A 26,281-nucleotide genomic window follows, 5' to 3' on the forward strand; every position below is an offset into this window, starting at 1 on the left:
AGAGTCAACCCGTTATTTCAGGATTTTTTCTCTTCAACCGACCGGGTTATCTGTGAAGTGATTCACATCCGCCGTGTCGATGGAGGCGCATTATAGGGATCCCAGTTTTTAGCACAAGTATTTTTTAGATCTTTTTTTCCAACTGATGATTTTCCGTGCTTTTCGCTGAAAACCCACCCGATCCGCTTAAAAATTGACGCATTTTGCCTTGCCTCGATCCAGGAATACGATCAAAGTCTTCTTTAATAGCGCTCATCTGTATCGAGGTAGATATGTTTGCAGTATTACGTCCTTATAAAGATCTGTTCCCTCAAAAAGGCGATCGCGTGATGATCGATGCCAGCAGCGTGGTCATTGGTGATGTTCGCATGGCCGATGATGTCAGCATCTGGCCACTCGTCGCGATCCGGGGCGATGTTAACTACGTTGCAATCGGTGCACGCACCAATATTCAGGACGGCAGCGTGCTGCATGTGACTCATAAGTCATCTTATAACCCTGAGGGCAATCCGCTCATCATTGGGGAAGATGTCACCGTCGGTCATAAAGTGATGCTCCACGGCTGCACAATCGGTAACAGGGTTCTCGTTGGGATGGGATCGATTTTGCTGGATGGCGTCATAGTAGAAGATGACGTAATGATTGGCGCAGGAAGCCTTGTTCCGCAAAACAAACGTCTGGAAAGTGGCTATCTCTATTTAGGCAGTCCGGTTAAACAGATCCGCCCCCTAAAAGAGGCGGAGATCGAAGGATTGAAATACTCAGCGAACAATTACGTTAAATGGAAGAATGACTATCTGGATCAGGATAACCAGACCCAACCCTGATCGTCTTCCTGCTGATCGCGGATCAAATCGCTGGCTTCCTCTTCCAGATCCCAGCGATTTTCGCAAAAGACCGCTAACGGATCTGAACCACCAAAGCGCTGATGCAACGTCTCCCCTTTAATCGCACAGGTGAGCTGCATTCCATGCACCAGCACCGGGAAACAAACCGCTTGCTTGTTTTCATCCCAGATTTCTCTGTCCGGAAAATGAATCGCCTGATTCACGCCATCAGTTCCTGTTTCAGCGTTTCGATCACCGGCTCTACAGCAGGTAACACGCCATGCCAGAGTAGCACCGCATGAGCCGCCTGCCCCACCAGCATGCCCAGACCATCAGCCATGTGTTTTGCCCCCTGTTGTTCGCACCAGGTCAGAAAGGGCGTTTTCCCTTTTTGATAAAACATGTCATAGGCGTAGATGTAGGAGTGAACCAGGGATGCAGGAATCGCCGGGATCTCTCCATTAATACCGCTTGAGGTGGCATTAATCACAAGATCAAATTCGTGACCCGCGAGATCGTCAAGTGCTACCGCAGTTACGCTGCCTGTGTGTGCGAACAACGCCGCCAGCTCTTCTGCTCTGGAGAAAGTGCGGTTGGTAATTGTCACCGCACAATCCAGCGAAAGGAGAGGAAGCAATACGCCGCGCGACGCGCCACCCGCGCCGATCAGCAGGATCCGGAAGCCTGGTTTAATGAACGACAGTCGCTCCAGATCGCTGAGTAAACCTATGCCATCGGTGTTATCGCCAAGAAGGCGACCATCTTCAAGCCGCTTAAGGGTATTGACGGCACCAGCGAGCGAGGCACGCTCGGTCAGTTCATCCGCGAGCCCGAAAGCCTCTTCTTTAAAAGGCACCGTGACGTTCGCACCTTTACCACCCGCATCAAAAAAGCTATTCAGCGTCGGTATAAATGCATCAACAGGCGCAAGAACCCGACCATACGGGTGATCTATCTGCAACTGCTCTGCAAACAGCTGATGGATCAGAGGCGACTTGCTGTGCGCGATCGGGTTACCAAAAACAGCATAGGTTTCCATCACATTATCCCTGGCGAAAACGTTCGCCGGTCAAGGCATCACGAATTTCTGACGGGTTAAGACGGCCACCGGTTTCACCGACGGCTACCGGGAAATCACTCCCGAACTGTGCCAGAACTTCTTCGGTTGTCCGACAAGGGGGAAGCCCGGTCAGGTTGGCGCTGGTTGAAACCAGAGGTTTACCAAATGCCTGGCATAACTCCACCACCAGCGGATGGTCGGTAATGCGTACCGCGAGTGAATCGAAACGCCCGGTTAACCAGCGCGGCGTTGTCGGTTGTGCAGGGAAAACAAACGTCACGGGACCAGGCCACGCAGAGAAAATGGTTTCCCACTGTGCAGGCGTCAGCATGGAATCATCAATATAAGGCTTAAGCTGCGCGTAGTTCGCAGCGATTAAAATCAATCCTTTTTCAACAGGCCGCTGTTTTAGCGCCAGCAGACGATTAACGGCGACTTCGCTGTCAGGATCGCACCCGACCCCGAAAACGGCTTCTGTTGGATAGGCGATGACTTCTTCTTTTTTCAGGATTTCCACCGCCTGCGCGATGGAGCCTGATGGCAGGTTATTATTCACTGATTTGATCCGCCGAAACCGGCTTTCCACATTGTTTACTGGCGCAAAAGCGTTTCAGGCCTTGCGCGGTTTTCTTTTCTATAAGTAACGGATAATCGCAATGAGGGCAGACGCCCGCTACTGGTTTGAAATTGATAACGAACTGGCATTCAGGATAGCGATCGCACGAATGGAAGGTCTTACCATAACGAGAGCGGCGCTGCACCAGTTGACCACGCTGGCACTGAGGACAGGCAATTGCCGTTTCATCTGGTTTATCAATTTGTTCCGTATGTTCACATTCCGGATAGCGGCTGCATCCGATAAACATCCCGAACCGCCCCTGCCGCAGCGCCAGTTCGCCGCCACAGAGTGGACAAAGCTGTCCCTCCAGAATTTTGACGATATGTCCATCCGCCTGGCTTTTCAGGGGACGGACATAATCACATTCCGGATAGTGTGAACAACCGAGAAACGGACCGTGTTTCCCGGACCGAATAACAAGTTCAGCCCCACACTGTGGGCAGGGCTCGTTTTTATGCACCGTGAAGAGTGCTGATTTGGCCATAACAACTCTTGTTGCTGCACATAGAATTAATGCAGCATACCTTCATTCACTTCAAAGAGTAATTCTTCCATTTGCTGATAGGCATTTTCACAGCCTGGAATGTTGAACAGAACCATCAGGATCACCCATTTGAGATCTTCCAGTTCAAATTCAGCAGTATCCAGCGCCATGACGCGCTCTATCACCATCTCTCTCGTTTCGAGGTTTAGCACCTGAATCTGCTCGAGGAATAAAATGAATCCCCGGCAGCTGGCATCCAGCCTTTCACACTCTTCAGCTGTATAGATGCGCACAGACAATGGGTCAGAAGCAAGCTGCATCGGTTCGGCGAGGCCGTCCTGATAATCAGCTAACTTATCCAGCCACATCAACGCATTATAAATATCTTCCCGCTCAAAACCTGCGTCGGTCAGATCCCGTGTTAATTTGTCCTGATCCACCTGCATTTCTGCTTCGTTGTGGATGTAAGTCTCAAACAAATACATCAGTACGTCGAACATGGCATGCCCTCCTTAATCGGACATAGCCGCCGGGTACAGCTGCGATCCACCCTGCTAACTCCAGTTCGAGTAGCTGTGCTACCGTTACTGGCACAGGTTGGCCGGCACGTTCAGCGACAACGTCAACAGGTGTTACCTCATCTCCTACGTTAGCCAGGAGCTTGGGAAATGGCAATGCTACTGCCTCCTGATCCGATGAAATATGTCGCTTTTGGAGATCATCCTGCAACCAATGCAATCCATACTGCAAATTTTCCAGGATATCCTCTTTACAGGTCACCAGCGTCGCCCCCTGTTTTATCAGCCAGTGAGGGCCTTCGCAGCCAGGGTTTCCCAACGGGCCGGGTAGCGCAAAAACTTCACGCCCCTGCTCCAGTGCGCACCTTGCGGTAACCAGCGATCCACTCCGAATCGCAGCTTCGACCACCAGCACGCCCTGGCTTAACCCACTGATGATCCGGTTACGCCGTGGAAAGTTACCCGGTCTGGGCGATGTCGAAAGTGAAAACTCAGACACTATCGCCCCCTCTGAAGCGATAAGTTGCTCAGCCAGAATGTGATGACGACGCGGATAGAGACTAAAAAGACCATTGCCAAGCACGGCGACACTTCGCCCTTTTGCTGACAACGCCGCATGATGTGCCACACCATCGATGCCGCAAGCCAGGCCACTGGTGATCGTAAAGCCACATTGGGACAGCTGTTCACTCAGCATTTTCCCCCAACGCTCGCCATACCACGAGAGCGCACGGCTGCCCACAACCGCAAGCTGCATGCTATTAAGCACATCAACGCAGCCTCGCACAAAGAGCGCCCCGGGAAAATCAGGTATAGAACGCAGCAATGGCGGGAAGCGAGGATCATCCGCCGTGAGAAGGTGGTTGTCGGTGTGTTCCAGCCATTCCAGACTACGTTCAAGCTCACTCTCGCTGAACGAAAAAAACTTTACGGCATGTTTGGGCGAAAGCCCTGACGCGTTGACAGCTTCAGCATCGACGGTTGCCTGGCGAAGCAGCCTCTGCGTAATCTCCAGCATCGCGTCACCGTATAACGACCCGATGTTTATAAGCCGTAACCATATCTCTGTGGACGTCATCCTTTTCCCTGCCATAAGCAGCCTCAGCAATCTTTGCGATTGGTCACTGATGCTGTCAATCGACCGGGGATTTGTCTAGAATAGAAGTAATATTCTTATCAACTCCTGAACACGACTCTGGAAATTTATGGCAGTTTTGCAAGTGTTACATATTCCTGACGAGCGCCTTCGCATCGTCGCGGAACCGGTTAAAGAAGTGAATGCAGAAATTCAGCGTATCGTCGATGATATGTTCGATACCATGTACGCTGAAGAAGGCATTGGCCTTGCCGCGACCCAGGTAGACATTCACAAACGTATTATTGTGATCGACGTTTCTGAAAATCGCGATGAGCGCCTGGTGCTGATCAACCCTGAGCTGCTGGAAAAAAGCGGCGAAACAGGTATTGAGGAAGGCTGTCTGTCTATCCCTGAACAGCGCGCTTTGGTGCCACGTGCCGAAAAAGTTAAAATCCGCGCACTGGATCGTGACGGCAATCCGTTTGAGCTGGAAGCTGACGATCTGCTGGCGATTTGCATTCAGCATGAGATGGATCACCTGGTCGGTAAACTGTTTATCGATTACCTCTCACCACTGAAGCAACAGCGTATTCGTCAGAAAGTTGAGAAACTGGATCGTTTGCGTTCTCGCGCTTAACGCCCCCCGGATACAAGGAATAACGTGTCTACATCACTACGTATAATCTTCGCGGGTACCCCTGATTTTGCAGCGCGTCATCTCGACGCGCTGCTATCGTCTGGTCATCAGATTGTTGGCGTATTTACTCAGCCGGATCGTCCGGCTGGCCGCGGTAAAAAACTGATGCCTGGCCCGGTTAAAGTGCTGGCAGAAACGCATGGTTTACCGGTATTCCAGCCTGCGTCATTACGACCTCAGGAAAACCAGCAGTTAGTGGCAGATCTGAACGCTGACGTGATGGTAGTTGTGGCTTACGGCCTCATTCTGCCGAAAGCGGTACTCGATATGCCCCGCCTGGGCTGTGTTAACGTTCATGGTTCTTTGCTCCCACGCTGGCGCGGTGCAGCCCCTATTCAGCGCGCTCTGTGGGCAGGCGATGCTGAAACTGGCGTGACAATCATGAAGATGGACGTAGGTTTAGACACGGGCGACATGCTGTATAAACTGGCGTGTCCCATTACCGCAGAAGATACCAGCGCCACGCTGTATGACAAGCTGGCGGATCTCGGTCCGCAGGGGCTGATTGAGACGCTGCAACAGCTTGCTGACAATACAGCGACACCTGAAGAGCAGGATGAGGCGCAGGTGACCTATGCTGAAAAACTGAGTAAAGAAGAAGCCCGGATCGACTGGTCCCTGTCAGCAGCTCAACTCGAACGCTGCATCCGCGCCTTTAATCCGTGGCCGATGAGCTGGTTGATGATTGATGAGCAGCCAGTGAAAGTCTGGAAAGCTTCAGTTATTAACGGCAATACATCGGCAGAGCCCGGTACGATTATCGACGCCAGCAAAAACGGTATCCAGGTTGCGACCGGAGAAGGGATCCTGAATCTTGAATCGCTGCAACCGGCCGGTAAAAAGGCAATGAGCGCGCAGGATCTATTAAATTCCCGTCGTGAATGGTTCATCCCTGGCAATCGCCTTGCCTGAACAAATTTACTCTTAAGGCCCGGTGTTTCCGGGCATTTTTATTTTTACGGTTATGAAAAGACAAAATCTACGCACTATGGCGGCTCAGGCCGTTGAGCAGGTTATTGAGCAGGGCCAGTCACTGAGTAATGTCCTGCCTGCACTGCAACAAAAGGTTTCCGATAAAGACAAAGCCCTGCTTCAGGAGCTGTGCTTTGGCGTGCTGCGCACCCTCTCTCAGCTTGAGTGGTTAATTAATAAGCTGATGTCACGCCCGATGAGCGGCAAGCAGCGTACCGTGCATTATTTGATCATGGTCGGTTTCTACCAGCTTCTTCATACCCGCATTCCACCTCATGCTGCGCTGGCTGAGACAGTGGAGGGGGCCGTTGCGATTAAACGTCCCCAGTTGAAAGGATTGATTAACGGCGTGCTGCGTCAGTTCCAGCGTCAGCAGGACGAACTGCTGGCAGAATTTGCGCAAAGCGAAGCGCGCTTCCTGCATCCTGAATGGCTGCTGAATCGCCTTAAAAAAGCCTACCCTCAGCAATGGCAAGACATTGTGGATGCCAATAACCAACGTCCGCCGATGTGGTTACGCGTTAATCGTAACCATCATACCCGCGACGCATGGCTGGCCCTGCTGGAAGAGGCCGGAATGAGCGGCTTCACACACGCTGCTTATCCTGATGCGGTTCGTTTAGCCTCCCCTGCACCGGTACATGCATTACCCGGTTTTGAAGAGGGCTGGGTAACGGTACAGGACGCATCCGCTCAGGGCTGCATGACCTGGCTTGAACCGAAAGACGGGGAGCAGATCCTTGATCTCTGTGCAGCGCCAGGGGGGAAAACAACGCACATTCTGGAAGTGGCGCCGCAGGCCAGCGTGATGGCCGTGGATGTTGATGAGCAGCGTCTTTCACGCGTCTATGACAACCTCAAGCGTCTGGGTATGAAAGCACAGGTTAAGCAAGGCGATGGACGTAAACCCGCAGACTGGTGTGGTGATACCCGGTTCGATCGCATTTTGCTGGACGCCCCCTGCTCAGCAACCGGCGTGATTCGTCGTCATCCCGATATCAAATGGCTGCGTCGCGATCGTGATATCAAGGAGCTTGCCCAGTTGCAATCCGAAATTCTGGATGCCATCTGGCCGCATCTCAAACCCGGCGGAACCCTGGTGTATGCAACCTGCTCTGTTCTCCCGGAAGAGAACAGTCAGCAAATTGCGGCCTTCCTGAAACGCACCCCGGACGCTACGCTGCATGATACGGGAACACCTGAGCACCCGGGTCTGCAAAACCTGCCGGGCGCAGAAGAGGGTGATGGCTTCTTTTACGCTAAGCTAATCAAAGAGTGATGTTGAGAACAGGTCACGAAAGATGAAAATTATCATTCTGGGCGCAGGGCAAGTTGGCGGAACGCTGGCGGAAAATCTCGTGGGCGAAAACAACGATATCACCATTGTGGATACCAATGGCGATCGCCTGCGCGTTTTGCAGGACAAGTTTGATCTTCGTGTTGTACAGGGGCACGGCTCTCACCCACGCGTGCTTCGGGAGGCGGGCGCGGACGATGCCGACATGCTGGTTGCAGTAACCAGTTCTGATGAAACCAACATGGTTGCATGTCAGGTGGCCTACTCGCTTTTCAACACACCGAACCGCATCGCCCGTATTCGCTCCCCGGACTATGTCCGGGATGCGGAAAAGCTGTTTAATTCCGAAGCAGTACCTATCGACCATCTTATTGCGCCTGAACAGCTGGTTATCGACAGTATTTATCGTCTGATTGAGTACCCGGGCGCGTTGCAGGTTGTGAACTTTGCTGAAGGAAAAGTAAGCCTGGCGGTTGTGAAGGCTTATTACGGCGGTCCGCTGATTGGTAATGCCCTGTCGACAATGCGCGAGCATATGCCACATATCGATACGCGTGTTGCGGCGATTTTCCGTCACGACAGACCTATTCGTCCGCAAGGGTCCACCATTGTCGAAGCCGGGGATGAAGTCTTCTTTATTGCGGCTTCTCAGCATATCCGTGCGGTGATGAGTGAACTTCAGCGTCTCGAAAAACCGTATAAACGTATTATGCTGGTTGGCGGCGGTAATATTGGCGCAGGTCTGGCGAGACGGCTGGAAAAAGACTACAGCGTGAAGCTGATCGAACGAGATCAACAGCGCGCGTCGGAGCTGGCTGAAAAGCTTCAGAATACTATCGTGTTTTATGGCGATGCTTCGGATCAGGAATTGCTGGCCGAAGAGCATATCGATCAGGTTGATCTTTTTATTGCCGTCACCAACGACGACGAAGCGAATATTATGTCCGCCATGCTCGCTAAACGTATGGGGGCGAAAAAAGTAATGGTGCTTATCCAGCGTAAGGCTTATGTCGACCTGGTACAGGGTAGCGTAATTGATATTGCTATTTCACCTCAGCAAGCCACCATTTCTGCCCTGCTAAGCCATGTGCGTAAAGCGGATATTGTCGGCGTGTCGTCTCTTCGTCGTGGTGTTGCTGAAGCCATTGAAGCCGTCGCTCATGGGGATGAAACGACGTCGCGCGTTGTTGGTCGCGCGATCGACGAAATTAAACTTCCACCAGGCACCATTATCGGCGCCGTAGTGCGAGGTAACGATGTCATGATCGCCAATGATAATTTACGTATCGAGCAGGGTGACCACGTTATTATGTTCCTGACCGATAAAAAATTTATTACCGACGTCGAGCGTTTATTCCAGCCAAGCCCGTTCTTCCTGTAATGATTTGGGTGCTCAGACAAGAGCACCCAAATATTAACCTTCTAATTTTCATGCCTTTTATTTTTCATAACGATTATTTATCCCCAATGGCAATTAGCTAATCATTTGTTAAACTTATAGGCGTCAGCTGGCACAAGGAGAACATAATGAGTTTTATTAAAGAGTTTCGCGAATTTGCGATGCGCGGGAATGTGGTGGATTTGGCTGTGGGTGTCATAATTGGTGCGGCGTTCGGTAAGATCGTTTCATCATTAGTCGCCGACATTATTATGCCGCCGTTAGGACTGTTGATTGGAGGCATTGATTTTAAACAATTCGCCTTCACACTTCGGGAAGCTCAGGGCGATATCCCTGCGGTTGTAATGCACTACGGCGTATTCATTCAGAACGTATTTGATTTCGTGATCGTGGCATTTGCCATTTTCATGGCGATCAAACTTATCAACAGACTTAACCGTAAAAAAGAAGAACCGGCTGCTGCCCCGCCAGCACCCACTAAAGAAGAAGTCTTACTGACTGAAATTCGCGATCTGTTAAAAGAGCAGAATAACCGCGTTTAATCAGGCGACAGAAACAGAAAGGCCAGTGGTAAAAAAGCGATTAGCTTGCTTGCCACTGGCCTCCCAGTTACCTCGTTGTGCATGTTTACCTTTACGTAAATAACTCCCTTTTCCTTTCTTGTTCTTCTCCACTCGCTGTCTGAAAAGCGGGTCGTGAAGCAATGCCTCAATGGCGTTATCCTTAATTTGTCCCTTAGTATGCTGATAGCGGCTCATCATTTCTCCTGAGCATAGTTAATGTCGGCGGGAGTCTAGTCCCTGGCTGATAAAAAATCAACAACCCTGAGTTTCACTACTGGCGCCCTGTTCAAGAGCTTCCAGTATTGAGCAATAAACACTGCTATGAGCGGTACCGCAGCACGCGTCATTTAACCTTTGCAGAGATCGCTGCATGGCTTGCAGCTCCTGAATGCGTCCTTCAACTTCATCCAGCCGGGCCTGAACGATGCTTTTAGATTCCTGACACGTATGATGTTCAGGATCGATACGGATCGACAGCAGTTCACGGATCGACTCCAGCGTGAAGCCGAGTTGCCGTGCATAGCGGATAAAACGAAGGCGTTGCAGATCGTTATCCGTATAAAGGCGAAATCCACCTTCCGTTCTGACCTCATGATCGATCATCTGCTGCTTTTCGTAGTAGCGGATAGTATCCGGCGTTACGTTAGCAAGCTTCGCAAGTTCACCTATGCGGTACATGGCTACTCCTCGTTTATTTTTTGCATTAACCTTTCACTGTACTCACCATGCAAAAAATCAGTATTCATTCCCGTCTGGCGCAGTTTTAGCTCGATGAGCGCCAACCGACGACTGATTTCGGAGTACCGCGGGTCATTCTTATGAATGCCTTTAAGCAGATCGGCAAGCTCGACGGCTTCATTGCGTTGCTGAAGTTCAGGCGGTAAACAACCTGCGTTTTTCAGTAAGCGATAACCGGCCCGTAATTCAGGTGGAATATGTGAATCATCGTCCAGAATCAGCGGCTCACCGCTGCCGGGAAGATTTTCGAACTCGCCTTTGTTTTGGGCATCGCAAATATGGCGTTCAGCCCACTGATCGAGCAACCACATAATGAACTCCAGGGGATGAGCAGAAAAGATACAGACATTGTAGATAAGTGGAGATTCTGCGGATATAAAAAAACCCGCCGAGGCGGGTTTTTTTACGTTACTACAGATTACTCTGCAGCAGCTTCTGCTTTCTCTGAACGATCAACCAGCTCGATGTAAGCCATCGGCGCGTTGTCGCCTGCACGGAAGCCACACTTCAGAATGCGAGTGTAACCACCGGCACGGCTCGCGAAACGCGGGCCCAGTTCGTTAAACAGTTTTGCCACGATCTCGTTATCACGAGTACGGGCGAATGCCAGACGACGATTAGCAACGCTGTCAGTCTTGGCAAGAGTAATCAGCGGCTCAACTACGCGACGCAGCTCTTTCGCTTTAGGCAGGGTCGTCTTGATGATTTCATGACGAACCAGTGAACCTGCCATGTTGCGGAACATAGCCTGGCGATGGCTGCTGTTGCGGTTCAGTTGACGACCACTCTTACGATGGCGCATGACCTTATCCTTCTCAGTAAAACCTTAACCTGTGATCCGGTTACTCGTCAGCAATGCTTGCCGGTGGCCAGTTTTCCAGGCGCATGCCCAGAGACAGACCACGTGAAGCCAGCACGTCTTTAATCTCGGTAAGAGATTTTTTACCCAGGTTCGGCGTTTTCAGCAACTCAACCTCGGTACGCTGTACCAGATCACCGATATAGTGGATAGCTTCTGCCTTGAGGCAGTTAGCAGAGCGGACAGTCAATTCCAGATCGTCAACAGGGCGCAGCAGGATCGGATCGAATTCTGGTTTCTCTTCTTTCACTTCCGGCTGACGTACATCACGTAAGTCAACGAAAGCTTCCAGTTGTTCTGCCAGGATGGTTGCCGCACGACGAATCGCCTCTTCAGGATCGATTGTGCCATTGGTTTCCATTTCGATGACCAGCTTGTCCAGGTCGGTACGCTGTTCTACACGCGCTGCTTCAACATTGTAGGCAATACGCTCTACAGGGCTGTAGCATGCGTCGACCAGCAGACGGCCGATTGGGCGCTCATCTTCTTCCGAATGAATTCGGGCAGAAGCCGGCACATAACCACGACCGCGCTGAACTTTGATACGCATGCTAATAGCTGCGTTCTCATCGGTCAGGTGGCAGATCACGTGCTGCGGCTTGACGATTTCAACATCACCGTCGTGGGTGATGTCGGCTGCAGTCACAGGGCCAATGCCAGATTTATTCAGAGTAAGAATAACTTCATCTTTACCCTGAACTCTCACCGCCAGCCCTTTCAGGTTGAGCAGGATTTCAAGGATATCTTCCTGAACGCCTTCTTTGGTGCTGTACTCATGAAGTACACCATCAATCTCAACCTCGGTCACCGCGCAACCCGGCATCGATGAGAGCAGAATACGGCGCAGTGCGTTACCCAGAGTATGGCCAAAGCCACGCTCTAAAGGCTCAAGGGTCACCTTGGCGTGCGTCGAACTCACTTGCTCGATATCTACCAGGCGCGGTTTTAGAAACTCTGTCACAGAACCCTGCATTGTGTCCTCTCTTTGGTACTAAGCTTTACTTGGAGTAAAGCTCGACGATCAGGTGTTCGTTAATGTCCGCAGACAGATCAGAACGTTCTGGCTGACGCTTGAACGTACCTTCCATCTTGCCAGCATCAACTTCCAGCCAGGTTGGCTTTTCACGCTGCTCAGCCAGCTCCAGAGCGGCTTTCACGCGAGATTGCTTTTTCGCTTTCTCACGAATGCTAACAACGTCATTCGCTTTAACCTGATAAGAAGCGATGTTAACAACACGACCGTTTACCATGATTGCTTTATGGCTAACCAGCTGGCGTGATTCAGCACGAGTCGCGCCGAAGCCCATACGGTATACAACGTTGTCCAGACGACCTTCCAGCAGAGCCAGCAGGTTTTCACCTGTGTTGCCTTTCAGACGTGCTGCTTCTTTATAGTAGTTACGGAACTGACGCTCCAGCACACCGTAGATACGGCGAACTTTTTGCTTTTCACGCAACTGCACACCATAGTCAGACAGACGCGGTTTACGCGCACCGTGCTGGCCAGGAGCTTGTTCAATTTTACACTTGGTATCGATCGCGCGAACGCCAGACTTAAGGAATAAGTCGGTGCCCTCACGACGGCTCAGCTTGAGCTTAGGACCCAAATATCTTGCCATTTTCTATCTCCAACTAACCTAAAAAACGAGCGTTATACGCGACGTTTTTTCGGCGGACGACAACCGTTATGAGGGATCGGAGTCACATCAGTAATATTCGTGATGCGGAAACCAGCGGCGTTCAGAGCGCGAACAGTAGATTCACGACCCGGACCCGGACCTTTAACCATAACTTCCAGATTCTTGATGCCGTATTCTTTTACGGCTTCAGCGCAACGCTCTGCTGCAACCTGAGCTGCGAACGGAGTGGATTTGCGAGAACCACGGAAACCGGAACCACCGGCTGTTGCCCAACCCAATGCGTTACCCTGACGATCAGTAATAGTAACGATGGTGTTGTTGAAAGAAGCATGGATATGAGCCACGCCGTCAGAGACTTGTTTTCTTACACGTTTACGTGCACGAACTGGTGCCTTTGCCATTATTCAATCACCCCGATTATTTCTTGATCGGTTTGCGCGGACCCTTACGGGTACGTGCGTTGGTCTTAGTACGCTGACCGCGCACTGGCAGACCACGACGATGACGCAAACCGCGATAGCAACCAAGATCCATCAGGCGCTTGATGCTCATGCTGATTTCACGGCGCAGATCACCTTCAACGACAAATTTGGCAACTTCGTCACGCAGCGTGTCGATTTGTTCTTCAGACAGCTCACTGATCTTAACATCTTCAGCGATACCCGCTGCAGCCAGAATGGCTTTAGAACGGGTCTTGCCGACGCCATAGATCGAAGTTAATGCGATCACAGCATGTTTCTGATCAGGAATGTTAATGCCTGCTATACGGGCCACTATGCACTCCTACTATTTAATATGTACGCACCATGCTGAAAAGCCCGTTTTCAGGATACTCAAATGGAAACGTACAGACATACAAAAGATTGGCTGGCTAATCTAGCCAGCTCAACCCAACTTTGCAAGAAAAATATGCGAAATAATCAGCCTTGGCGCTGTTTATGCTTCGGCTCGGCACTGCAAATCACACGGATGACACCATCACGCTTAACGATTTTGCAGTTACGGCATAATTTCTTGACGGAAGCACGAACTTTCATTTTTACTCTCCGTAACTTCTCAGGCGACCAGTTAGCGGCCGTAGCCTTTCAGGTTCGCCTTCTTCAATGCAGACTCATACTGACTGGACATCATCAGAGTTTGCACTTGAGCCATAAAGTCCATAATCACGACCACAACGATAAGCAGTGAGGTCCCACCGAAGTAGAACGGTACTTTCATTGCATCACGCATGAACTCCGGGATCAGGCAGATAAAAGTAATATAAAGCGCACCAACCAAAGTCAGGCGAGTCATTACTTTATCGATATACTTCGCCGTTTGCTCTCCCGGACGAATTCCTGGTACAAATGCACCGGACTTCTTCAGGTTATCTGCTGTTTCACGCGGGTTGAAGACCAACGCCGTGTAGAAGAAACAGAAGAAGATGATCGCAGACGCATAGAGTAACACATAAAGTGGTTGCCCAGGCTGCAAATACAGCGAAATTGTTGTCAGCCAGTTCCAACCAGTACCGCCCCCGAACCATGACGCGATGGTTGCCGGGAACAGAATAATACTGGAAGCGAAGATAGCCGGGATAACCCCCGCCATATTCACTTTCAGCGGTAAATGTGTGCTCTGTGCAGCATAGACACGACGACCCTGCTGACGTTTAGCGTAGTTCACCACAATGCGGCGTTGACCACGTTCAACGAAGACAACAAAGAACGTCACTGCAAATACTAATACTGCAACCAACAGCAACAGGAGGAAGTGCAGGTCGCCTTGACGCGCTTGCTCGATAGTATGGGCGATGGCCGGCGGGAGACCCGCAACGATACCGGCGAAGATAATGATTGAGATACCGTTACCGATACCGCGTTCAGTAATCTGTTCGCCGAGCCACATCAGGAACATGGTCCCTGTGACCAGACTTACAACAGCGGTGAAATAGAATGCAAAGCCCGGGTTTAAAACCAGGCCCTGCATACCAGGCATATTCGGAAGACCGGTAGCAATACCGATCGACTGGAATATTGCCAGCACCAGAGTGCCGTAACGGGTGTACTGGCTAATCTTACGACGTCCAGACTCCCCTTCTTTCTTCAACTCTGCCAGGGCCGGATGAACGACCGTCAGCAGCTGGATAATAATCGATGCCGAAATGTACGGCATAATACCCAGTGCGAAAATAGAAGCACGGCTGAGAGCACCACCAGAGAACATGTTGAACATTTCAATGATGGTGCCTCGCTGTTGCTCAAGCAGTTTGGCAAGTACAGCGGCATCAATACCAGGGATCGGAATAAAAGAGCCAATACGGAACACAATCAGCGCGCCGATAACAAACAGCAGTCTGCGTTTCAGCTCGCCAAATCCACCTTTGGCACTTTGAAAATCTAATCCCGGTTGCTTAGCCATCTGCTACTTATTCCTCAATTTTACCGCCAGCAGCTTCGATAGCAGCACGAGCACCTTTAGTAACACGCAGGCCACGAACAGTTACCGGAGTAGAAACTTCACCAGCCAGGATCACTTTCGCGAACTCGATCTGGATACCGATAATGTTAGCCGCTTTCAGCGTATTCAGGTCTACAACGCCGCCTTCAACTTTCGCCAGGTCAGACAGACGGATTTCCGCTGTGATCGCTGCTTTGCGAGAGGTGAAGCCGAACTTCGGCAGACGACGGTACAGTGGCATCTGGCCACCCTCGAAACCGCGACGTACGCCACCGCCAGAACGAGAGTTCTGACCTTTGTGACCACGACCACCGGTTTTGCCGAGGCCAGAACCGATACCACGACCCAGGCGTTTACCCGCCTTTTTAGAGCCTTCGGCCGGAGACAGAGTATTTAAACGCATCTCTTACTCCTCAACTTTAACCATGAAGTAAACCGCGTTGACCATACCACGAACAGCAGGAGTATCCTCGCGCTCAACGGTATGACCAATACGACGCAGACCCAGGCCAAGCAGCGTTGCCTTGTGTTTCGGCAGACGACCGATTGCACTGCGGGTTTGAGTGATTTTAATAGTCTTTGCCATGGTCAATTACCCCAGAATTTCTTCAACGGATTTACCACGCTTGGCAGCGACCATTTCTGGAGAATTCATATTTTCCAGGCCATCAATAGTTGCACGAACCACGTTGATCGGGTTGGTGGAACCATATGCTTTAGCCAGAACGTTATGAACTCCAGCAACTTCCAGAACGGCGCGCATTGCACCACCGGCGATGATACCGGTACCTTCGGAAGCTGGCTGCATGAATACACGAGAACCCGTGTGAACACCTTTAACTGGGTGTTGCAGGGTACCGTTGTTCAGCGCGACGTTAATCATATTGCGACGGGCTTTTTCCATCGCTTTCTGGATCGCTGCTGGAACTTCACGCGCTTTACCGTAACCAAAACCAACGCGACCGTTACCATCACCCACTACAGTCAGAGCTGTGAAGGAGAAAATACGACCACCTTTAACGGTTTTAGATACGCGGTTTACCGCGATCAGCTTTTCCTGCAGTTCGCCAGCCTGTTTTTCGATGTGAGCCATCTTACACCTCTACCTTAGAACTGAAGGCCAGCTTCACGGGCAGCATCTGCCAGTGCCTGGACACGACCATGATATTGGAACCCGGAACGGTCAAAGGAAACATTGCTGATGCCTTTTTCCAGAGCGCGTTCAGCGACAGCTTTACCTACAGCTGCTGCGGCGTCTTTGTTACCGGTATACTTCAATTGTTCTGAGATAGCTTTTTCTACAGTAGAAGCAGCTACCAGAACTTCAGAACCGTTCGGTGCAATTACCTGTGCGTAAATATGACGCGGGGTACGATGTACCACCAGGCGAGTTGCACCCAGCTCTTTGAGCTTGCGGCGTGCGCGGGTCGCACGACGGATACGAGCAGATTTCTTATCCATAGTGTTACCTTACTTCTTCTTAGCCTCTTTGGTACGCACGACTTCGTCGGCGTAACGAACACCCTTGCCTTTATAAGGCTCAGGACGACGGTAGGCGCGCAGATCTGCTGCAACCTGACCGATCAGCTGTTTATCAGCGCCTTTCAGCACGATTTCAGTCTGAGTCGGGCATTCTGCAGTGATACCGGCCGGCAGCGGATGCTCAACAGGGTGTGAGAAGCCCAGAGACAGGCCTACTGCATTCCCTTTGATAGCTGCACGATAACCTACACCAACCAGCTGAAGCTTTTTAGTGAAGCCTTCGGTAACACCAACAACCATTGAGTTCAGCAGGGCACGCGCGGTACCAGCCTGAGCCCATCCATCCACGAAACCATCACGTGGACCGAAGGTCAGAGCGTTATCTGCATGTTTAACTTCAACAGCATTGTTGAGGGTACGAGTCAGCTCGCCGTTTTTACCTTTGATCGTAATAACCTGACCGTCGATTTTTACATCAACGCCGGCAGGAATAACGACCGGTGCTTTAGCAACACGAGACATTCTTTCCTCCGATTAGGCTACGTAGCAGATAATTTCGCCACCAAGACCAGCCTGGCGCGCTGCACGATCAGTCATAACACCTTTAGAGGTAGAAACAACTGCGATACCAAGACCAGCCATTACTTTTGGCAGCTCATCTTTTTTCTTATAGATGCGCAGGCCTGGGCGGCTGACACGCTGAATGCTTTCTACAACAGCTTTACCCTGGAAATACTTGAGAGTAAGTTCCAGTTCCGGCTTGGTGTCGCCTTCAACTTTAAAATCTTCGATAAAACCTTCTTCCTTCAGCACGTTGGCAATTGCCACTTTCAGCTTGGCGGAAGGCATGGTGACCGCAACTTTGTTCGCGGCCTGACCGTTACGGATACGGGTCAGCATATCCGCGATCGGATCTTGCATGCTCATCTGTCTTTACTCCCGTGATTCAATTGGTAATTACCAGCTAGCCTTTTTCAAGCCTGGTACTTCACCGCGCATGGCGGCTTCACGCAGTTTGATACGGCTCAACCCAAACTTGCCCACATAACCATGTGGACGACCTGTTTGACGACAGCGGTTACGCTGACGAGACGGGCTGGAATCACGCGGCAGAGACTGCAGCTTGAGAACCGCATTCCAACGATCTTCGTCGGAAGCGTTCACATCAGAAATGATCGCTTTCAGTTCAGCGCGTTTAGCGAAGAATTTATCAGCTAAAGCTACGCGCTTTACTTCGCGTGCTTTCATTGATTGCTTAGCCATTCAGTAACCCTACCTTACTTGCGGAACGGGAAGTCAAAGGCAGCCAGCAGAGCACGGCCTTCTTCATCAGATTTCGCAGTAGTGGTAATGGTAATATCCAAACCACGCACGCGGTCGACTTTATCGTAGTCGATTTCTGGGAAGATGATCTGCTCACGGACACCCATGCTGTAGTTACCACGACCGTCGAAAGACTTAGCGGACAAGCCACGGAAGTCACGGATACGTGGAACAGCAATAGTGATCAGGCGCTCAAGGAACTCCCACATGCGTTCGCCACGCAGAGTTACTTTACAGCCGATCGGATAGCCCTGACGGATTTTGAAGCCTGCAACAGATTTGCGTGCTTTGGTGATCAGCGGTTTTTGACCGGAGATTGCTGTCAGGTCAGCTGCTGCGTTATCCAGCAGTTTCTTGTCAGCGATCGCTTCACCAACACCCATGTTCAGGGTGATCTTCTCGACCCGAGGGACTTGCATGACAGAATTGTAGTTAAACTCAGTCATGAGTTTGTTAACTACTTCGTCTTTGTAGTAATCATGCAGTTTCGCCATCGTACTACTCCAAATTACTTGATAGTTTCGCTGTTAGACTTGAAGAAACGGACTTTTTTACCGTCTTCGAATCTAAAGCCTACACGGTCAGCCTTACCGGTAGCCGCATTGAAGATTGCAACGTTAGAAACCTGAATAGCAGCTTCTTTTTCAACGATGCCGCCTGGTTGGTTCAGGGCCGGAACCGGCTTCTGATGTTTCTTAACCAGGTTGATACCTTCAACGACGAGTTTGCCGGAAGACAGAACATTTTTTACTTTACCGCGTTTACCTTTATCTTTACCGGTTAACACGATAACTTCGTCATCACGACGGATTTTCGCTGCCATGATTCGCTCCTTAGAGTACTTCTGGTGCCAGAGAGATAATTTTCATGAACTTCTCAGTACGAAGTTCACGAGTTACCGGCCCAAAGATACGCGTGCCGATAGGCTGCTCGCTGTTATTGTTTAAAATAACGCATGCATTACCATCGAAGCGAATGACAGAACCGTCAGGGCGACGAACACCCTTCTTGGTGCGCACCACTACCGCCTTCAGCACATCACCTTTTTTGACCTTACCACGTGGAATTGCTTCCTTGATGGTGATCTTGATGATGTCGCCTACGCCTGCGTAGCGACGGTGCGAGCCACCCAGAACCTTGATACACATTACGCGACGTGCACCGGAGTTGTCGGCGACGTTCAGCATAGTCTGTTCTTGGATCATTTTAGTGCTCCGCTAATGTCAACTACTACCTGAGACTCTAAAATCAGAGCCGTTAAAAAGCCCCATATCGAGGGCGCGGCATTATAACACCGCTTCTGCAATATGGGTAGAAAAAATAAACGGCTCATCGCTGAGCCGTTTATTCGTATTGAGAATGCGTACTCTATTACAGAACCGCTTTCTCTACAACGCGAACCAGCGTCCAGGACTTAGTCTTGGACAGTGGACGGCATTCACGGATTTCAACCTTGTCGCCGATACCACATTCGTTGTTCTCGTCATGTACGTGCAGTTTGGTCGTACGCTTGATGAATTTACCGTAGATCGGGTGTTTCACAAAACGTTCGATAGCTACAACAATGGATTTCTCCATTTTATCGCTAACAACACGACCTTGCAGAGTACGGATTTTATCGGTCATTACGCACCCGCCTTCTGAGTCAGTAAAGTCTTAACGCGCGCAACATTGCGACGCACTTGCTTCAGCAGGTGAGTCTGTTGCAGCTGGCCACTTGCAGCCTGCATACGCAGGTTGAACTGCTCACGCAGCAGGTTCAGCAGCTCAGCGTTCAGCTCTTCAACGCTTTTTTCACGCAGCTCTTTTGCTTTCATTACATCACCGTCTTAGTTACAAAGGTGGTTTTGATAGGCAGTTTCGCTGCTGCCAGGCCGAAGGCTTCACGGGCCAGCTCTTCCGGAACACCGTCCATTTCATAAAGGACTTTGCCCGGTTGGATCAAGGCAACCCAGTACTCCACGTTACCTTTACCTTTACCCATACGAACTTCCAGTGGCTTCTCGGTGATCGGTTTGTCCGGGAATACACGGATCCAGATCTTACCTTGACGCTTAACTGCACGGGTCATTGCACGACGTGCTGCTTCGATCTGACGTGCAGTCAGACGACCACGGCCAACAGCTTTCAGACCGAAAGTGCCGAAGCTAACATCCGTACCCTGCGCCAGACCACGGTTGCGGCCTTTGTGCACTTTACGGAATTTTGTACGCTTTGGTTGTAACATCAGCGACGCTCCTTATTTACGGCCTTTACGCTGCTGCTTTTTAGGTTGAGCAGCCGGTTTTTCCGGTTGTTCAACAGCAGCCATACCACCCAGGATCTCACCTTTGAAGATCCATACCTTAACGCCGATTACACCGTAAGTGGTGTGCGCTTCAGAGGTGTTGTAGTCGATGTCAGCACGCAGAGTGTGCAGCGGTACGCGACCTTCGCGGTACCATTCGGTACGTGCGATTTCCGCGCCGCCCAGACGGCCGCTAACTTCAACTTTGATACCTTTAGCGCCCAGACGCATTGCGTTCTGTACAGCACGCTTCATAGCACGACGGAACATAACACGACGTTCCAGCTGAGAAGTGATGCTGTCAGCAACCAATTTAGCGTCCAGTTCAGGCTTACGAACTTCAGCGATATTGATCTGTGCAGGAACGCCAGCGATATCCGCTACGACCTTGCGCAGTTTTTCTACGTCTTCGCCTTTCTTACCGATAACGATGCCAGGACGAGCAGTGTGAATAGTCACACGGATGCTCTTAGCTGGACGCTCGATAACGATACGAGATACAGACGCTTTAGCCAGTTCCTTAGTCAGGTACTGACGTACTTTAAAATCGCTGTCCAGGTTGTCAGCGAATTCTTTGGTGTTCGCAAACCAGGTAGAGTTCCATGGTTTTACAATACCCAGGCGAATACCATTAGGATGTACTTTCTGACCCATTGCTAGTCTCCAGAGTCTCAGCGATCGGACACAACCACAGTAATGTGGCTGGTGCGCTTCAGGATGCGATCTGCACGACCTTTCGCACGCGGCATAATGCGCTTCATGCTTGGGCCTTCATCTACGAAAATTTTCGCGACTTTCAGATCGTCGATGTCAGCGCCATCGTTGTGTTCAGCGTTAGCAATGGCAGATTCCAGTACTTTCTTGACCAATACCGCAGCTTTCTTGTTGGTATAGGTCAGGATGTCCAGGGCCTGCGACACTTTCTTACCGCGAATCAGGTCAGCAACAAGGCGAACCTTCTGTGCAGAAGAACGAGCATGGCGATGTTGAGCTAAAGTTTCCATCTCTTCCTCCTACCTTATTTCTTCTTCGCTTTTTTATCAGCAGCGTGGCCGCGATAAGTACGAGTCGGTGCGAATTCACCCAGTTTGTGACCAACCATTTCGTCGGTAACAAAGACTGGAACGTGCTGACGACCATTATGGACAGCGATGGTCAAACCGATCATGTTAGGAAAGATCGTTGAACGACGGGACCAAGTGCGCAGGGGCTTCTTGTCTCCGCTTTCCACCGCTTTCTCTACCTTCTTCAGCAAGTGCAGGTCAATAAAAGGACCTTTCTTGAGAGAACGTGGCATGGCTTATCCTCTAAAATTATTTGCTACGGCGACGTACGATAAATTTATCAGTACGCTTGTTGCTGCGGGTCTTCTTACCTTTGGTCTGAACGCCCCACGGAGTTACCGGGTGCTTACCAAAGTTACGACCTTCACCACCACCATGTGGGTGATCGACTGGGTTCATCGCAGTACCGCGAACGGTAGGACGAACACCACGCCAGCGTGCAGCACCAGCTTTACCCAGAACGCGCAGCATATGCTCAGCATTGCCAACTTCGCCCAGAGTAGCGCGGCAGTCTGCTTCGACTTTACGCATTTCACCAGAACGCAGACGCAGGGTGACATAAGCACCGTCACGCGCAACGATCTGAACGTAAGTACCCGCGGAACGCGCCAGCTGACCGCCTTTACCTGGTTTCATTTCTACGTTATGAACGGTAGAACCAACCGGGATATTGCGCATCGGCAGGGTGTTGCCTGCTTTGATTGCAGCATCAACGCCAGACTGAATCTGGTCGCCAGCTTTCAGGCCTTTAGGGGCCAGGATGTAACGGCGTTCGCCATCTTTGTACAGAACCAGCGCGATGTTCGCGGAACGGTTCGGATCGTACTCAAGACGCTCAACAACTGCTGGGATACCGTCTTTGTTGCGTTTGAAGTCAACAATACGATAAGCCTGCTTGTGGCCACCACCGATGTGACGAGTGGTGATACGGCCATTGTTGTTACGACCACCGGATTTGCTGTTTTTTTCCAGCAACGGAGCAAAAGGTTTGCCCTTGTGCAGCTCAGGGTTAACCACTTTAACTACGTGGCGACGACCCGGAGATGTCGGTTTACATTTAACAACTGCCATTGTATTACTCCTCCGACTTACTCAGCGCCGCCAACGAAGTCCAGGTTCTGGCCTTCTTTCAGGGTGACGTAAGCTTTTTTCCAGTCGCTACGACGACCGATACGCTGTCCGTGACGTTTAACTTTCCCTTTAACTACCAGGGTGTTAACGACTTCGACTTCGACTTCAAACAGTTTCTGCACAGCAGCTTTGATCTCTGCTTTGGTCGCGTCTTTAGCAACTTTGAGAACGATGGTGTTTGTTTTTTCCATCGCAGTAGACGCTTTTTCAGAAACGTGCGGTGCGCGCAGCACCTTCAGCAGACGTTCTTCACGAATCATGCCAGCATCTCCTCAACTTGCTTAACAGCATCAGCAGTCATTACGACTTTGTCGAAGGCGATCAGGCTAACCGGGTCGATACCAGTCGCGTCGCGTACGTCAACCTTGTGCAGGTTACGCGCGGCCAGGAACAGGTTCTCGTCCAGCTCACCGGTGATGATCAGCACATCTTCCAGAGCCATGTCTTTCAGTTTCTGTGCCAGCAGCTTAGTTTTAGGCGCTTCAACAGAGAACTTCTCGACAACGATCAGACGATCCTGACGTACCAGTTCGGACAGAATGCTTTTCAGCGCGCCGCGGTACATCTTTTTGTTAACTTTTTGACTGTGGTCCTGTGGACGCGCAGCGAAGGTCACGCCACCTGAACGCCAGATCGGGCTCTTGATAGAACCTGAACGCGCACGGCCGGTACCTTTCTGGCGCCATGGCTTTTTGCCTGAACCAGTTACTTCAGCACGAGTCTTCTGAGCACGAGTACCCTGACGAGCACCAGCTGCATAAGCAACAACAACCTGGTGAACCAGCGCTTCGTTGAAATCACGACCGAAGGTAGTTTCGGAAACAGTCAGCGCGCTCTGCGCGTCTTTCAATACTAATTCCATTGCTATCCCCTTACGCCTTCACAGCTGGTTTAACGATCAGGTCGCTACCGGTTGCACCCGGGACCGCACCTTTAACCAGCAGCAGGTTGCGCTCAGCGTCAACACGTACTACGTCCAGGCTCTGAACGGTTACACGTTCGTTGCCCAGCTGACCTGCCATTTTCTTGCCTTTGAACACTTTGCCCGGAGTCTGGTTCTGACCGATAGAACCCGGAACGCGGTGAGACAAGGAGTTACCGTGAGTAGCGTCCTGGGTACGGAAGTTCCAGCGCTTAACGGTACCAGCAAAACCTTTACCTTTAGAGGTACCGGTTACGTCAACTTTTTTAACGTCAGCAAACAGCTCAACGCTAATGTCCTGACCTACGGTGAACTCTTCGCCTTCAGCAAGACGGAATTCCCACAGACCACGGCCAGCTTCAACGCCAGCTTTAGCGAAGTGACCCGCTTCTGGTTTGGTTACACGGTTAGCTTTTTTAGCACCAGTGGTAACCTGAATAGCGCGGTAGCCATCGTTAGCCAGATCTTTAACCTGAGTAACGCGGTTTGCTTCAACTTCGATTACGGTTACTGGGATAGAAACGCCATCTTCAGTGAAGATGCGGGTCATACCCACTTTTTTACCGACTAAACCAATCATTGTTTCAACCTCTCAATCGCTCGATGACCTGATTAACCCAGGCTGATCTGCACGTCTACACCGGCAGCCAGATCCAGACGCATCAGAGCATCAACGGTTTTCTCAGTTGGCTCAACGATGTCAACCAGACGCTTGTGAGTGCGGATTTCGTACTGATCACGCGCATCTTTGTTAACGTGCGGAGAGATCAGAACGGTAAAGCGCTCTTTGCGGGTCGGCAGCGGGATCGGACCACGGACTTGCGCACCAGTGCGCTTAGCAGTCTCGACGATTTCCGCGGTTGATTGATCGATCAGACGATGATCAAACGCTTTAAGGCGGATACGGATTCTTTGGTTCTGCATGAGACCAGAGCTCCAATTATTTTATAAACGAAAATGATTACTCCTCAAACCCATTACGATTGATGGGAGAGTGTAACCGTTCTTACGTAGCTCCCCAATTGGAAGCATTGTTGAGTAACAAAGTGAGCTACTCTGGTTCAGATTGAACCCGCCGTCAATTACGACAAGCCCGCGCATTATACGTAAATCTGGGGAAGACGCAAGTGCCGTTTAGAAATTAAGCGCTAAAGACGTACTCTGCGTAAGGCCTCGCATTTTTTTATGCAAAGTATCCCTTCTCAACTCTTTGTCTGAAGCCGCTACGCAATTGCAGTTTTTGCACATTGCCGGACATGCAGATTATTACGAGTATGCGCTCAAACCGTTTTGAGGCTCTCGCTATGCTACTGTCCCTCCCCTTTCTGCTGATCTATTTTGCGTTATCGGCCTTGCTTGTTCGCACCGATATTCGTACGGGGCTTCTTCCCGATAAATTTCTTTGCCCGCTGCTATGGACGGGCCTGCTTTACCAGCTTTGCCTCCATCCTGATTTTTTGCCGAGCGCGGTAGTGGGTGCGATGGCAGGATACGCCGGATTCGCTGTTATCTATTGGGGATATCGGCTCATCTGCCGACGTGAAGGGATGGGATATGGCGACATAAAATATCTGGCGGCGCTGGGGGCATGGCATGGCTGGTGTGTACTGCCAGTACTGGCACTCGTAGCCGCGTTAATGGCTCTGCTCTATCTGGTTGCTTTCTCGTTGTTTACCCCTGATAAGCAGGCATTAAAAAACCCACTGCCTTTTGGGCCATTTCTGGCGGCAGCGGGTTTATGCGTTGGCTGGGAAAGCCTGATTAACTTTCCACTTTGATTTGAGACTGAAGGTAGTTCTGTAGGCCAATTTTGCTAATGAGATCCAGTTCGGTCTCAAGCCAGTCAATGTGCCCTTCTTCATCGGCCAGGATCTGGATCATCATATCGCGGCTGACGTAGTCATGTACGCTGTCCGCATAGGCAATGGCTTCGCGCAGGTCTTTTGCACCCTCCAGCTCCAGCCGGAGATCAGAACGCAGCATCTCTTCGACATCTTCTCCGATGCCCAGTTTTCCGAGATCCTGTAGGTTAGGAATGCCTTCAAGGAATAAAATACGCTCAATGTATTTATCGGCGTGTTTCATTTCATCAATCGACTCATGGTATTCAACATCGTTGAGGCGAGTCAGTCCCCAGTTTTTGAACATTCTTGCATGGAGAAAATACTGATTGATTGCGACAAGCTCATTTCCCAATAATTTATTGAGATAACTTATGATTTTAACATCACCTTTCATTATATAGTCCCTCCGCTTCCACTCATTGAAGCGTAGATCGGGCTACGGGGATGTCAAAAAAAAGATAGGGGCTTACGCGATCTCTTTGAATTCCGGGATCTGCATCAGTTCGTCCTGCATGATCTCACGCGCTGCGCGAACGCATTTACCGCATTGATTTCCCACCGGAACAAACTTGCGAAGCTGCTGGAAAGATTGTGGCTGAAACTGGCGAACGGCCTGACGAATTTTTTTGTCGCTTACACCATTACATAAACAAACGTACATAAAGACTCCCGTTCAAAATATGCGCAAAGTGTAAGTGAGAATGGTTATGATTACAATAGCACAGGCGCCGGAATACGGGGCGGGAGAAGACAAAAAATGCGAATTTTTATGACAGCGACTTTACGGCAGAAAACAAAAAAGGACGCCGAAGCGTCCTTTTTATTTCAGGGATAATTAATTAGCCCAGAACTTTAGCAACAACGCCCGCGCCAACAGTACGGCCGCCTTCACGGATTGCGAAACGCAGACCGTCGTCCATCGCGATTGGGTGGATCAGAGTCACAACCATCTTGATGTTGTCGCCTGGCATTACCATCTCTACGCCTTCTGGCAGTTCGATGGTACCGGTCACGTCAGTTGTACGGAAGTAGAACTGT

Annotated in this window: 46 protein-coding genes and 1 pseudogene; 7 read left to right on the plus strand and 40 right to left on the minus strand. The window is 50.6% G+C overall.

From position 1 onward, the window contains the following. The first annotated feature begins 272 nt into the window (after nucleotides 1–272). On the plus strand, nucleotides 273–827 hold the full coding sequence (locus tag ACNQ0W_RS22035; protein ID WP_003863357.1) for a gamma carbonic anhydrase family protein: 555 nt from the start codon (nucleotides 273–275) through the stop codon (nucleotides 825–827). Here ACNQ0W_RS22035 and ACNQ0W_RS22040 read toward each other — a convergent pair. From ACNQ0W_RS22040 to dprA, 6 genes are read right to left on the minus strand one after another with little or no spacing between them, the layout of a single operon-like run. Beyond that, nucleotides 803–1,051 carry a DUF1488 domain-containing protein gene (locus ACNQ0W_RS22040; RefSeq protein WP_015571398.1) on the minus strand — a complete coding sequence of 83 codons (249 nt, stop codon included), beginning with the start codon at nucleotides 1,049–1,051 and terminating at the stop codon, nucleotides 803–805. The two genes, ACNQ0W_RS22035 and ACNQ0W_RS22040, sit on opposite strands and share 25 nt — an antisense overlap. Next, nucleotides 1,048–1,866, minus strand: a complete 819-nt coding sequence (gene aroE / locus ACNQ0W_RS22045) for a shikimate dehydrogenase (RefSeq protein WP_062933855.1) — start codon at nucleotides 1,864–1,866, stop codon at nucleotides 1,048–1,050. The genes ACNQ0W_RS22040 and aroE overlap by 4 nt, the downstream gene beginning before the upstream one ends. A 4-nt stretch (nucleotides 1,867–1,870) precedes the next feature. Beyond that, entirely contained in the window at nucleotides 1,871–2,443 is a 573-nt protein-coding gene (gene tsaC, locus ACNQ0W_RS22050; protein ID WP_062933854.1) for an L-threonylcarbamoyladenylate synthase type 1 TsaC, read from the minus strand. Continuing rightward, nucleotides 2,436–2,990, minus strand: a complete 555-nt coding sequence (locus tag ACNQ0W_RS22055) for a type I DNA topoisomerase (RefSeq protein ID WP_017383725.1) — start codon at nucleotides 2,988–2,990, stop codon at nucleotides 2,436–2,438. Before ACNQ0W_RS22055 ends, tsaC begins: the two co-directional genes overlap by 8 nt. Nucleotides 2,991–3,016: 26 nt before the next feature. Next, nucleotides 3,017–3,490, minus strand: coding sequence for a DUF494 family protein Smg (smg, locus tag ACNQ0W_RS22060; protein WP_000460665.1), 474 nt, complete (start codon nucleotides 3,488–3,490; stop codon nucleotides 3,017–3,019). Beyond that, nucleotides 3,462–4,586 carry a DNA-protecting protein DprA gene (dprA, locus tag ACNQ0W_RS22065; protein ID WP_062933853.1) on the minus strand — a complete coding sequence of 375 codons (1,125 nt, stop codon included), beginning with the start codon at nucleotides 4,584–4,586 and terminating at the stop codon, nucleotides 3,462–3,464. Before dprA ends, smg begins: the two co-directional genes overlap by 29 nt. A gap of 127 nt (nucleotides 4,587–4,713) precedes the next feature. Here dprA and def point away from each other — a divergent pair, with 127 nt between their 5' ends. The 5 genes from def (at nucleotide 4,714) to mscL (ending at nucleotide 9,493) form a co-directional block, all read left to right on the plus strand. After that, nucleotides 4,714–5,223 carry a peptide deformylase gene (gene def / locus ACNQ0W_RS22070; protein ID WP_006812188.1) on the plus strand — a complete coding sequence of 170 codons (510 nt, stop codon included), beginning with the start codon at nucleotides 4,714–4,716 and terminating at the stop codon, nucleotides 5,221–5,223. Between the two features lie 24 nt (nucleotides 5,224–5,247). After that, nucleotides 5,248–6,195: a methionyl-tRNA formyltransferase gene (gene fmt / locus ACNQ0W_RS22075; protein WP_062933852.1), complete on the plus strand. Its 948-nt coding sequence runs from the start codon at nucleotides 5,248–5,250 to the stop codon at nucleotides 6,193–6,195. 52 nt (nucleotides 6,196–6,247) lie between these two features. Further along, complete coding sequence (gene rsmB, locus ACNQ0W_RS22080; protein WP_062933856.1) at nucleotides 6,248–7,534, plus strand: 16S rRNA (cytosine(967)-C(5))-methyltransferase RsmB; 1,287 nt, start codon at nucleotides 6,248–6,250, stop codon at nucleotides 7,532–7,534. 22 nt (nucleotides 7,535–7,556) lie between these two features. Beyond that, nucleotides 7,557–8,933, plus strand: a complete 1,377-nt coding sequence (gene trkA / locus ACNQ0W_RS22085) for a Trk system potassium transporter TrkA (protein WP_003863337.1) — start codon at nucleotides 7,557–7,559, stop codon at nucleotides 8,931–8,933. 146 nt (nucleotides 8,934–9,079) lie between these two features. Then, a complete protein-coding gene (gene mscL, locus ACNQ0W_RS22090) occupies nucleotides 9,080–9,493 on the plus strand; it encodes a large-conductance mechanosensitive channel protein MscL (RefSeq protein WP_003863335.1) in 414 nt (137 codons plus the stop codon). On the opposite strand, the gene ACNQ0W_RS22095 is transcribed toward mscL, so the two are convergent. The 31 genes from ACNQ0W_RS22095 to rpsJ form a co-directional block, all read right to left on the minus strand. Beyond that, on the minus strand, nucleotides 9,494–9,709 hold the full coding sequence (locus ACNQ0W_RS22095; protein ID WP_017383729.1) for an alternative ribosome-rescue factor A: 216 nt from the start codon (nucleotides 9,707–9,709) through the stop codon (nucleotides 9,494–9,496). Between the two features lie 57 nt (nucleotides 9,710–9,766). Next, nucleotides 9,767–10,192 carry a Zn(2+)-responsive transcriptional regulator gene (zntR, locus tag ACNQ0W_RS22100; protein WP_003863328.1) on the minus strand — a complete coding sequence of 142 codons (426 nt, stop codon included), beginning with the start codon at nucleotides 10,190–10,192 and terminating at the stop codon, nucleotides 9,767–9,769. A gap of 2 nt (nucleotides 10,193–10,194) precedes the next feature. Next, on the minus strand, nucleotides 10,195–10,563 hold the full coding sequence (locus ACNQ0W_RS22105; RefSeq protein WP_023295520.1) for a DUF1992 domain-containing protein: 369 nt from the start codon (nucleotides 10,561–10,563) through the stop codon (nucleotides 10,195–10,197). Nucleotides 10,564–10,670: 107 nt separating this feature from the next. Further along, a complete protein-coding gene (gene rplQ / locus ACNQ0W_RS22110) occupies nucleotides 10,671–11,054 on the minus strand; it encodes a 50S ribosomal protein L17 (protein ID WP_001216368.1) in 384 nt (127 codons plus the stop codon). 40 nt (nucleotides 11,055–11,094) lie between these two features. Continuing rightward, on the minus strand, nucleotides 11,095–12,084 hold the full coding sequence (locus ACNQ0W_RS22115; RefSeq protein ID WP_002919219.1) for a DNA-directed RNA polymerase subunit alpha: 990 nt from the start codon (nucleotides 12,082–12,084) through the stop codon (nucleotides 11,095–11,097). 25 nt (nucleotides 12,085–12,109) lie between these two features. Then, nucleotides 12,110–12,730 (minus strand): 30S ribosomal protein S4, encoded by a 621-nt coding sequence (gene rpsD, locus ACNQ0W_RS22120; protein WP_003863314.1) that lies wholly within the window; start codon nucleotides 12,728–12,730, stop codon nucleotides 12,110–12,112. A gap of 32 nt (nucleotides 12,731–12,762) precedes the next feature. Beyond that, on the minus strand, nucleotides 12,763–13,152 hold the full coding sequence (gene rpsK / locus ACNQ0W_RS22125; RefSeq protein ID WP_003863312.1) for a 30S ribosomal protein S11: 390 nt from the start codon (nucleotides 13,150–13,152) through the stop codon (nucleotides 12,763–12,765). Nucleotides 13,153–13,168: 16 nt separating this feature from the next. Further along, nucleotides 13,169–13,525: a 30S ribosomal protein S13 gene (rpsM, locus tag ACNQ0W_RS22130; RefSeq protein ID WP_003863308.1), complete on the minus strand. Its 357-nt coding sequence runs from the start codon at nucleotides 13,523–13,525 to the stop codon at nucleotides 13,169–13,171. A 146-nt stretch (nucleotides 13,526–13,671) separates the two neighbouring features. Further along, a complete protein-coding gene (gene rpmJ / locus ACNQ0W_RS22135) occupies nucleotides 13,672–13,788 on the minus strand; it encodes a 50S ribosomal protein L36 (RefSeq protein WP_000868187.1) in 117 nt (38 codons plus the stop codon). A gap of 31 nt (nucleotides 13,789–13,819) precedes the next feature. After that, nucleotides 13,820–15,151: a preprotein translocase subunit SecY gene (gene secY, locus ACNQ0W_RS22140; protein ID WP_003863305.1), complete on the minus strand. Its 1,332-nt coding sequence runs from the start codon at nucleotides 15,149–15,151 to the stop codon at nucleotides 13,820–13,822. Between the two features lie 7 nt (nucleotides 15,152–15,158). After that, nucleotides 15,159–15,593, minus strand: a complete 435-nt coding sequence (gene rplO / locus ACNQ0W_RS22145) for a 50S ribosomal protein L15 (RefSeq protein WP_003863304.1) — start codon at nucleotides 15,591–15,593, stop codon at nucleotides 15,159–15,161. 3 nt (nucleotides 15,594–15,596) lie between these two features. Next, nucleotides 15,597–15,776, minus strand: coding sequence for a 50S ribosomal protein L30 (gene rpmD / locus ACNQ0W_RS22150; protein WP_003863301.1), 180 nt, complete (start codon nucleotides 15,774–15,776; stop codon nucleotides 15,597–15,599). Nucleotides 15,777–15,782: 6 nt separating this feature from the next. Beyond that, entirely contained in the window at nucleotides 15,783–16,283 is a 501-nt protein-coding gene (gene rpsE, locus ACNQ0W_RS22155) for a 30S ribosomal protein S5 (protein ID WP_003863299.1), read from the minus strand. A gap of 14 nt (nucleotides 16,284–16,297) precedes the next feature. Next, nucleotides 16,298–16,651 carry a 50S ribosomal protein L18 gene (gene rplR / locus ACNQ0W_RS22160; RefSeq protein WP_003863297.1) on the minus strand — a complete coding sequence of 118 codons (354 nt, stop codon included), beginning with the start codon at nucleotides 16,649–16,651 and terminating at the stop codon, nucleotides 16,298–16,300. A 9-nt stretch (nucleotides 16,652–16,660) separates the two neighbouring features. Then, entirely contained in the window at nucleotides 16,661–17,194 is a 534-nt protein-coding gene (gene rplF / locus ACNQ0W_RS22165; RefSeq protein WP_006178917.1) for a 50S ribosomal protein L6, read from the minus strand. Between the two features lie 12 nt (nucleotides 17,195–17,206). After that, nucleotides 17,207–17,599, minus strand: coding sequence for a 30S ribosomal protein S8 (gene rpsH / locus ACNQ0W_RS22170; protein ID WP_006178918.1), 393 nt, complete (start codon nucleotides 17,597–17,599; stop codon nucleotides 17,207–17,209). Between the two features lie 30 nt (nucleotides 17,600–17,629). Beyond that, complete coding sequence (gene rpsN / locus ACNQ0W_RS22175) at nucleotides 17,630–17,935, minus strand: 30S ribosomal protein S14 (protein WP_003863291.1); 306 nt, start codon at nucleotides 17,933–17,935, stop codon at nucleotides 17,630–17,632. Between the two features lie 14 nt (nucleotides 17,936–17,949). Further along, entirely contained in the window at nucleotides 17,950–18,489 is a 540-nt protein-coding gene (gene rplE / locus ACNQ0W_RS22180; protein WP_003863290.1) for a 50S ribosomal protein L5, read from the minus strand. 14 nt (nucleotides 18,490–18,503) lie between these two features. Continuing rightward, nucleotides 18,504–18,818, minus strand: a complete 315-nt coding sequence (gene rplX / locus ACNQ0W_RS22185; RefSeq protein ID WP_003863287.1) for a 50S ribosomal protein L24 — start codon at nucleotides 18,816–18,818, stop codon at nucleotides 18,504–18,506. Nucleotides 18,819–18,828: 10 nt separating this feature from the next. Next, the gene (gene rplN, locus ACNQ0W_RS22190; protein WP_002919748.1) at nucleotides 18,829–19,200 is read right to left on the minus strand and encodes a 50S ribosomal protein L14; all 372 of its coding nucleotides are present in this window, start codon (nucleotides 19,198–19,200) and stop codon (nucleotides 18,829–18,831) included. 166 nt (nucleotides 19,201–19,366) lie between these two features. Continuing rightward, the gene (gene rpsQ, locus ACNQ0W_RS22195; protein WP_002438707.1) at nucleotides 19,367–19,621 is read right to left on the minus strand and encodes a 30S ribosomal protein S17; all 255 of its coding nucleotides are present in this window, start codon (nucleotides 19,619–19,621) and stop codon (nucleotides 19,367–19,369) included. Beyond that, nucleotides 19,621–19,812 carry a 50S ribosomal protein L29 gene (gene rpmC / locus ACNQ0W_RS22200; RefSeq protein ID WP_003863282.1) on the minus strand — a complete coding sequence of 64 codons (192 nt, stop codon included), beginning with the start codon at nucleotides 19,810–19,812 and terminating at the stop codon, nucleotides 19,621–19,623. Before rpmC ends, rpsQ begins: the two co-directional genes overlap by 1 nt. Further along, the gene (gene rplP, locus ACNQ0W_RS22205; RefSeq protein WP_002919759.1) at nucleotides 19,812–20,222 is read right to left on the minus strand and encodes a 50S ribosomal protein L16; all 411 of its coding nucleotides are present in this window, start codon (nucleotides 20,220–20,222) and stop codon (nucleotides 19,812–19,814) included. Before rplP ends, rpmC begins: the two co-directional genes overlap by 1 nt. 12 nt (nucleotides 20,223–20,234) lie before the next feature. After that, on the minus strand, nucleotides 20,235–20,936 hold the full coding sequence (gene rpsC, locus ACNQ0W_RS22210; RefSeq protein WP_000529945.1) for a 30S ribosomal protein S3: 702 nt from the start codon (nucleotides 20,934–20,936) through the stop codon (nucleotides 20,235–20,237). A 17-nt stretch (nucleotides 20,937–20,953) separates the two neighbouring features. Continuing rightward, nucleotides 20,954–21,286 (minus strand): 50S ribosomal protein L22, encoded by a 333-nt coding sequence (gene rplV, locus ACNQ0W_RS22215; RefSeq protein WP_002919773.1) that lies wholly within the window; start codon nucleotides 21,284–21,286, stop codon nucleotides 20,954–20,956. A 14-nt stretch (nucleotides 21,287–21,300) separates the two neighbouring features. Beyond that, complete coding sequence (gene rpsS / locus ACNQ0W_RS22220) at nucleotides 21,301–21,579, minus strand: 30S ribosomal protein S19 (RefSeq protein ID WP_001138117.1); 279 nt, start codon at nucleotides 21,577–21,579, stop codon at nucleotides 21,301–21,303. 16 nt (nucleotides 21,580–21,595) lie between these two features. Further along, complete coding sequence (gene rplB / locus ACNQ0W_RS22225; RefSeq protein ID WP_000301859.1) at nucleotides 21,596–22,417, minus strand: 50S ribosomal protein L2; 822 nt, start codon at nucleotides 22,415–22,417, stop codon at nucleotides 21,596–21,598. 17 nt (nucleotides 22,418–22,434) lie between these two features. Beyond that, a complete protein-coding gene (gene rplW / locus ACNQ0W_RS22230; protein ID WP_000617546.1) occupies nucleotides 22,435–22,737 on the minus strand; it encodes a 50S ribosomal protein L23 in 303 nt (100 codons plus the stop codon). After that, a complete protein-coding gene (rplD, locus tag ACNQ0W_RS22235; protein ID WP_000424395.1) occupies nucleotides 22,734–23,339 on the minus strand; it encodes a 50S ribosomal protein L4 in 606 nt (201 codons plus the stop codon). Before rplD ends, rplW begins: the two co-directional genes overlap by 4 nt. Before the next feature lie 10 nt (nucleotides 23,340–23,349). After that, entirely contained in the window at nucleotides 23,350–23,979 is a 630-nt protein-coding gene (gene rplC, locus ACNQ0W_RS22240; RefSeq protein ID WP_003863274.1) for a 50S ribosomal protein L3, read from the minus strand. 32 nt (nucleotides 23,980–24,011) lie between these two features. Beyond that, entirely contained in the window at nucleotides 24,012–24,323 is a 312-nt protein-coding gene (rpsJ, locus tag ACNQ0W_RS22245) for a 30S ribosomal protein S10 (protein ID WP_001181005.1), read from the minus strand. A 380-nt stretch (nucleotides 24,324–24,703) separates the two neighbouring features. Here rpsJ and ACNQ0W_RS22250 point away from each other — a divergent pair, with 380 nt between their 5' ends. Next, entirely contained in the window at nucleotides 24,704–25,177 is a 474-nt protein-coding gene (locus tag ACNQ0W_RS22250) for a prepilin peptidase (protein ID WP_003863271.1), read from the plus strand. On the opposite strand, the gene bfr is transcribed toward ACNQ0W_RS22250, so the two are convergent. The 3 genes and pseudogenes from bfr to tuf form a co-directional block, all read right to left on the minus strand. Then, complete coding sequence (gene bfr / locus ACNQ0W_RS22255; RefSeq protein ID WP_003863270.1) at nucleotides 25,161–25,637, minus strand: bacterioferritin; 477 nt, start codon at nucleotides 25,635–25,637, stop codon at nucleotides 25,161–25,163. The genes ACNQ0W_RS22250 and bfr overlap by 17 nt on opposite strands. Nucleotides 25,638–25,709: 72 nt before the next feature. After that, nucleotides 25,710–25,904 carry a bacterioferritin-associated ferredoxin gene (gene bfd, locus ACNQ0W_RS22260; RefSeq protein ID WP_003863268.1) on the minus strand — a complete coding sequence of 65 codons (195 nt, stop codon included), beginning with the start codon at nucleotides 25,902–25,904 and terminating at the stop codon, nucleotides 25,710–25,712. Between the two features lie 178 nt (nucleotides 25,905–26,082). After that, nucleotides 26,083–26,281, minus strand: a pseudogene (gene tuf, locus ACNQ0W_RS22265) (elongation factor Tu); the annotation flags it as partial.

The organism is Enterobacter cloacae complex sp. 6730903 (assembly GCF_048283985.1).
Lineage (GTDB): Bacteria > Pseudomonadota > Gammaproteobacteria > Enterobacterales > Enterobacteriaceae > Enterobacter > Enterobacter hormaechei_C.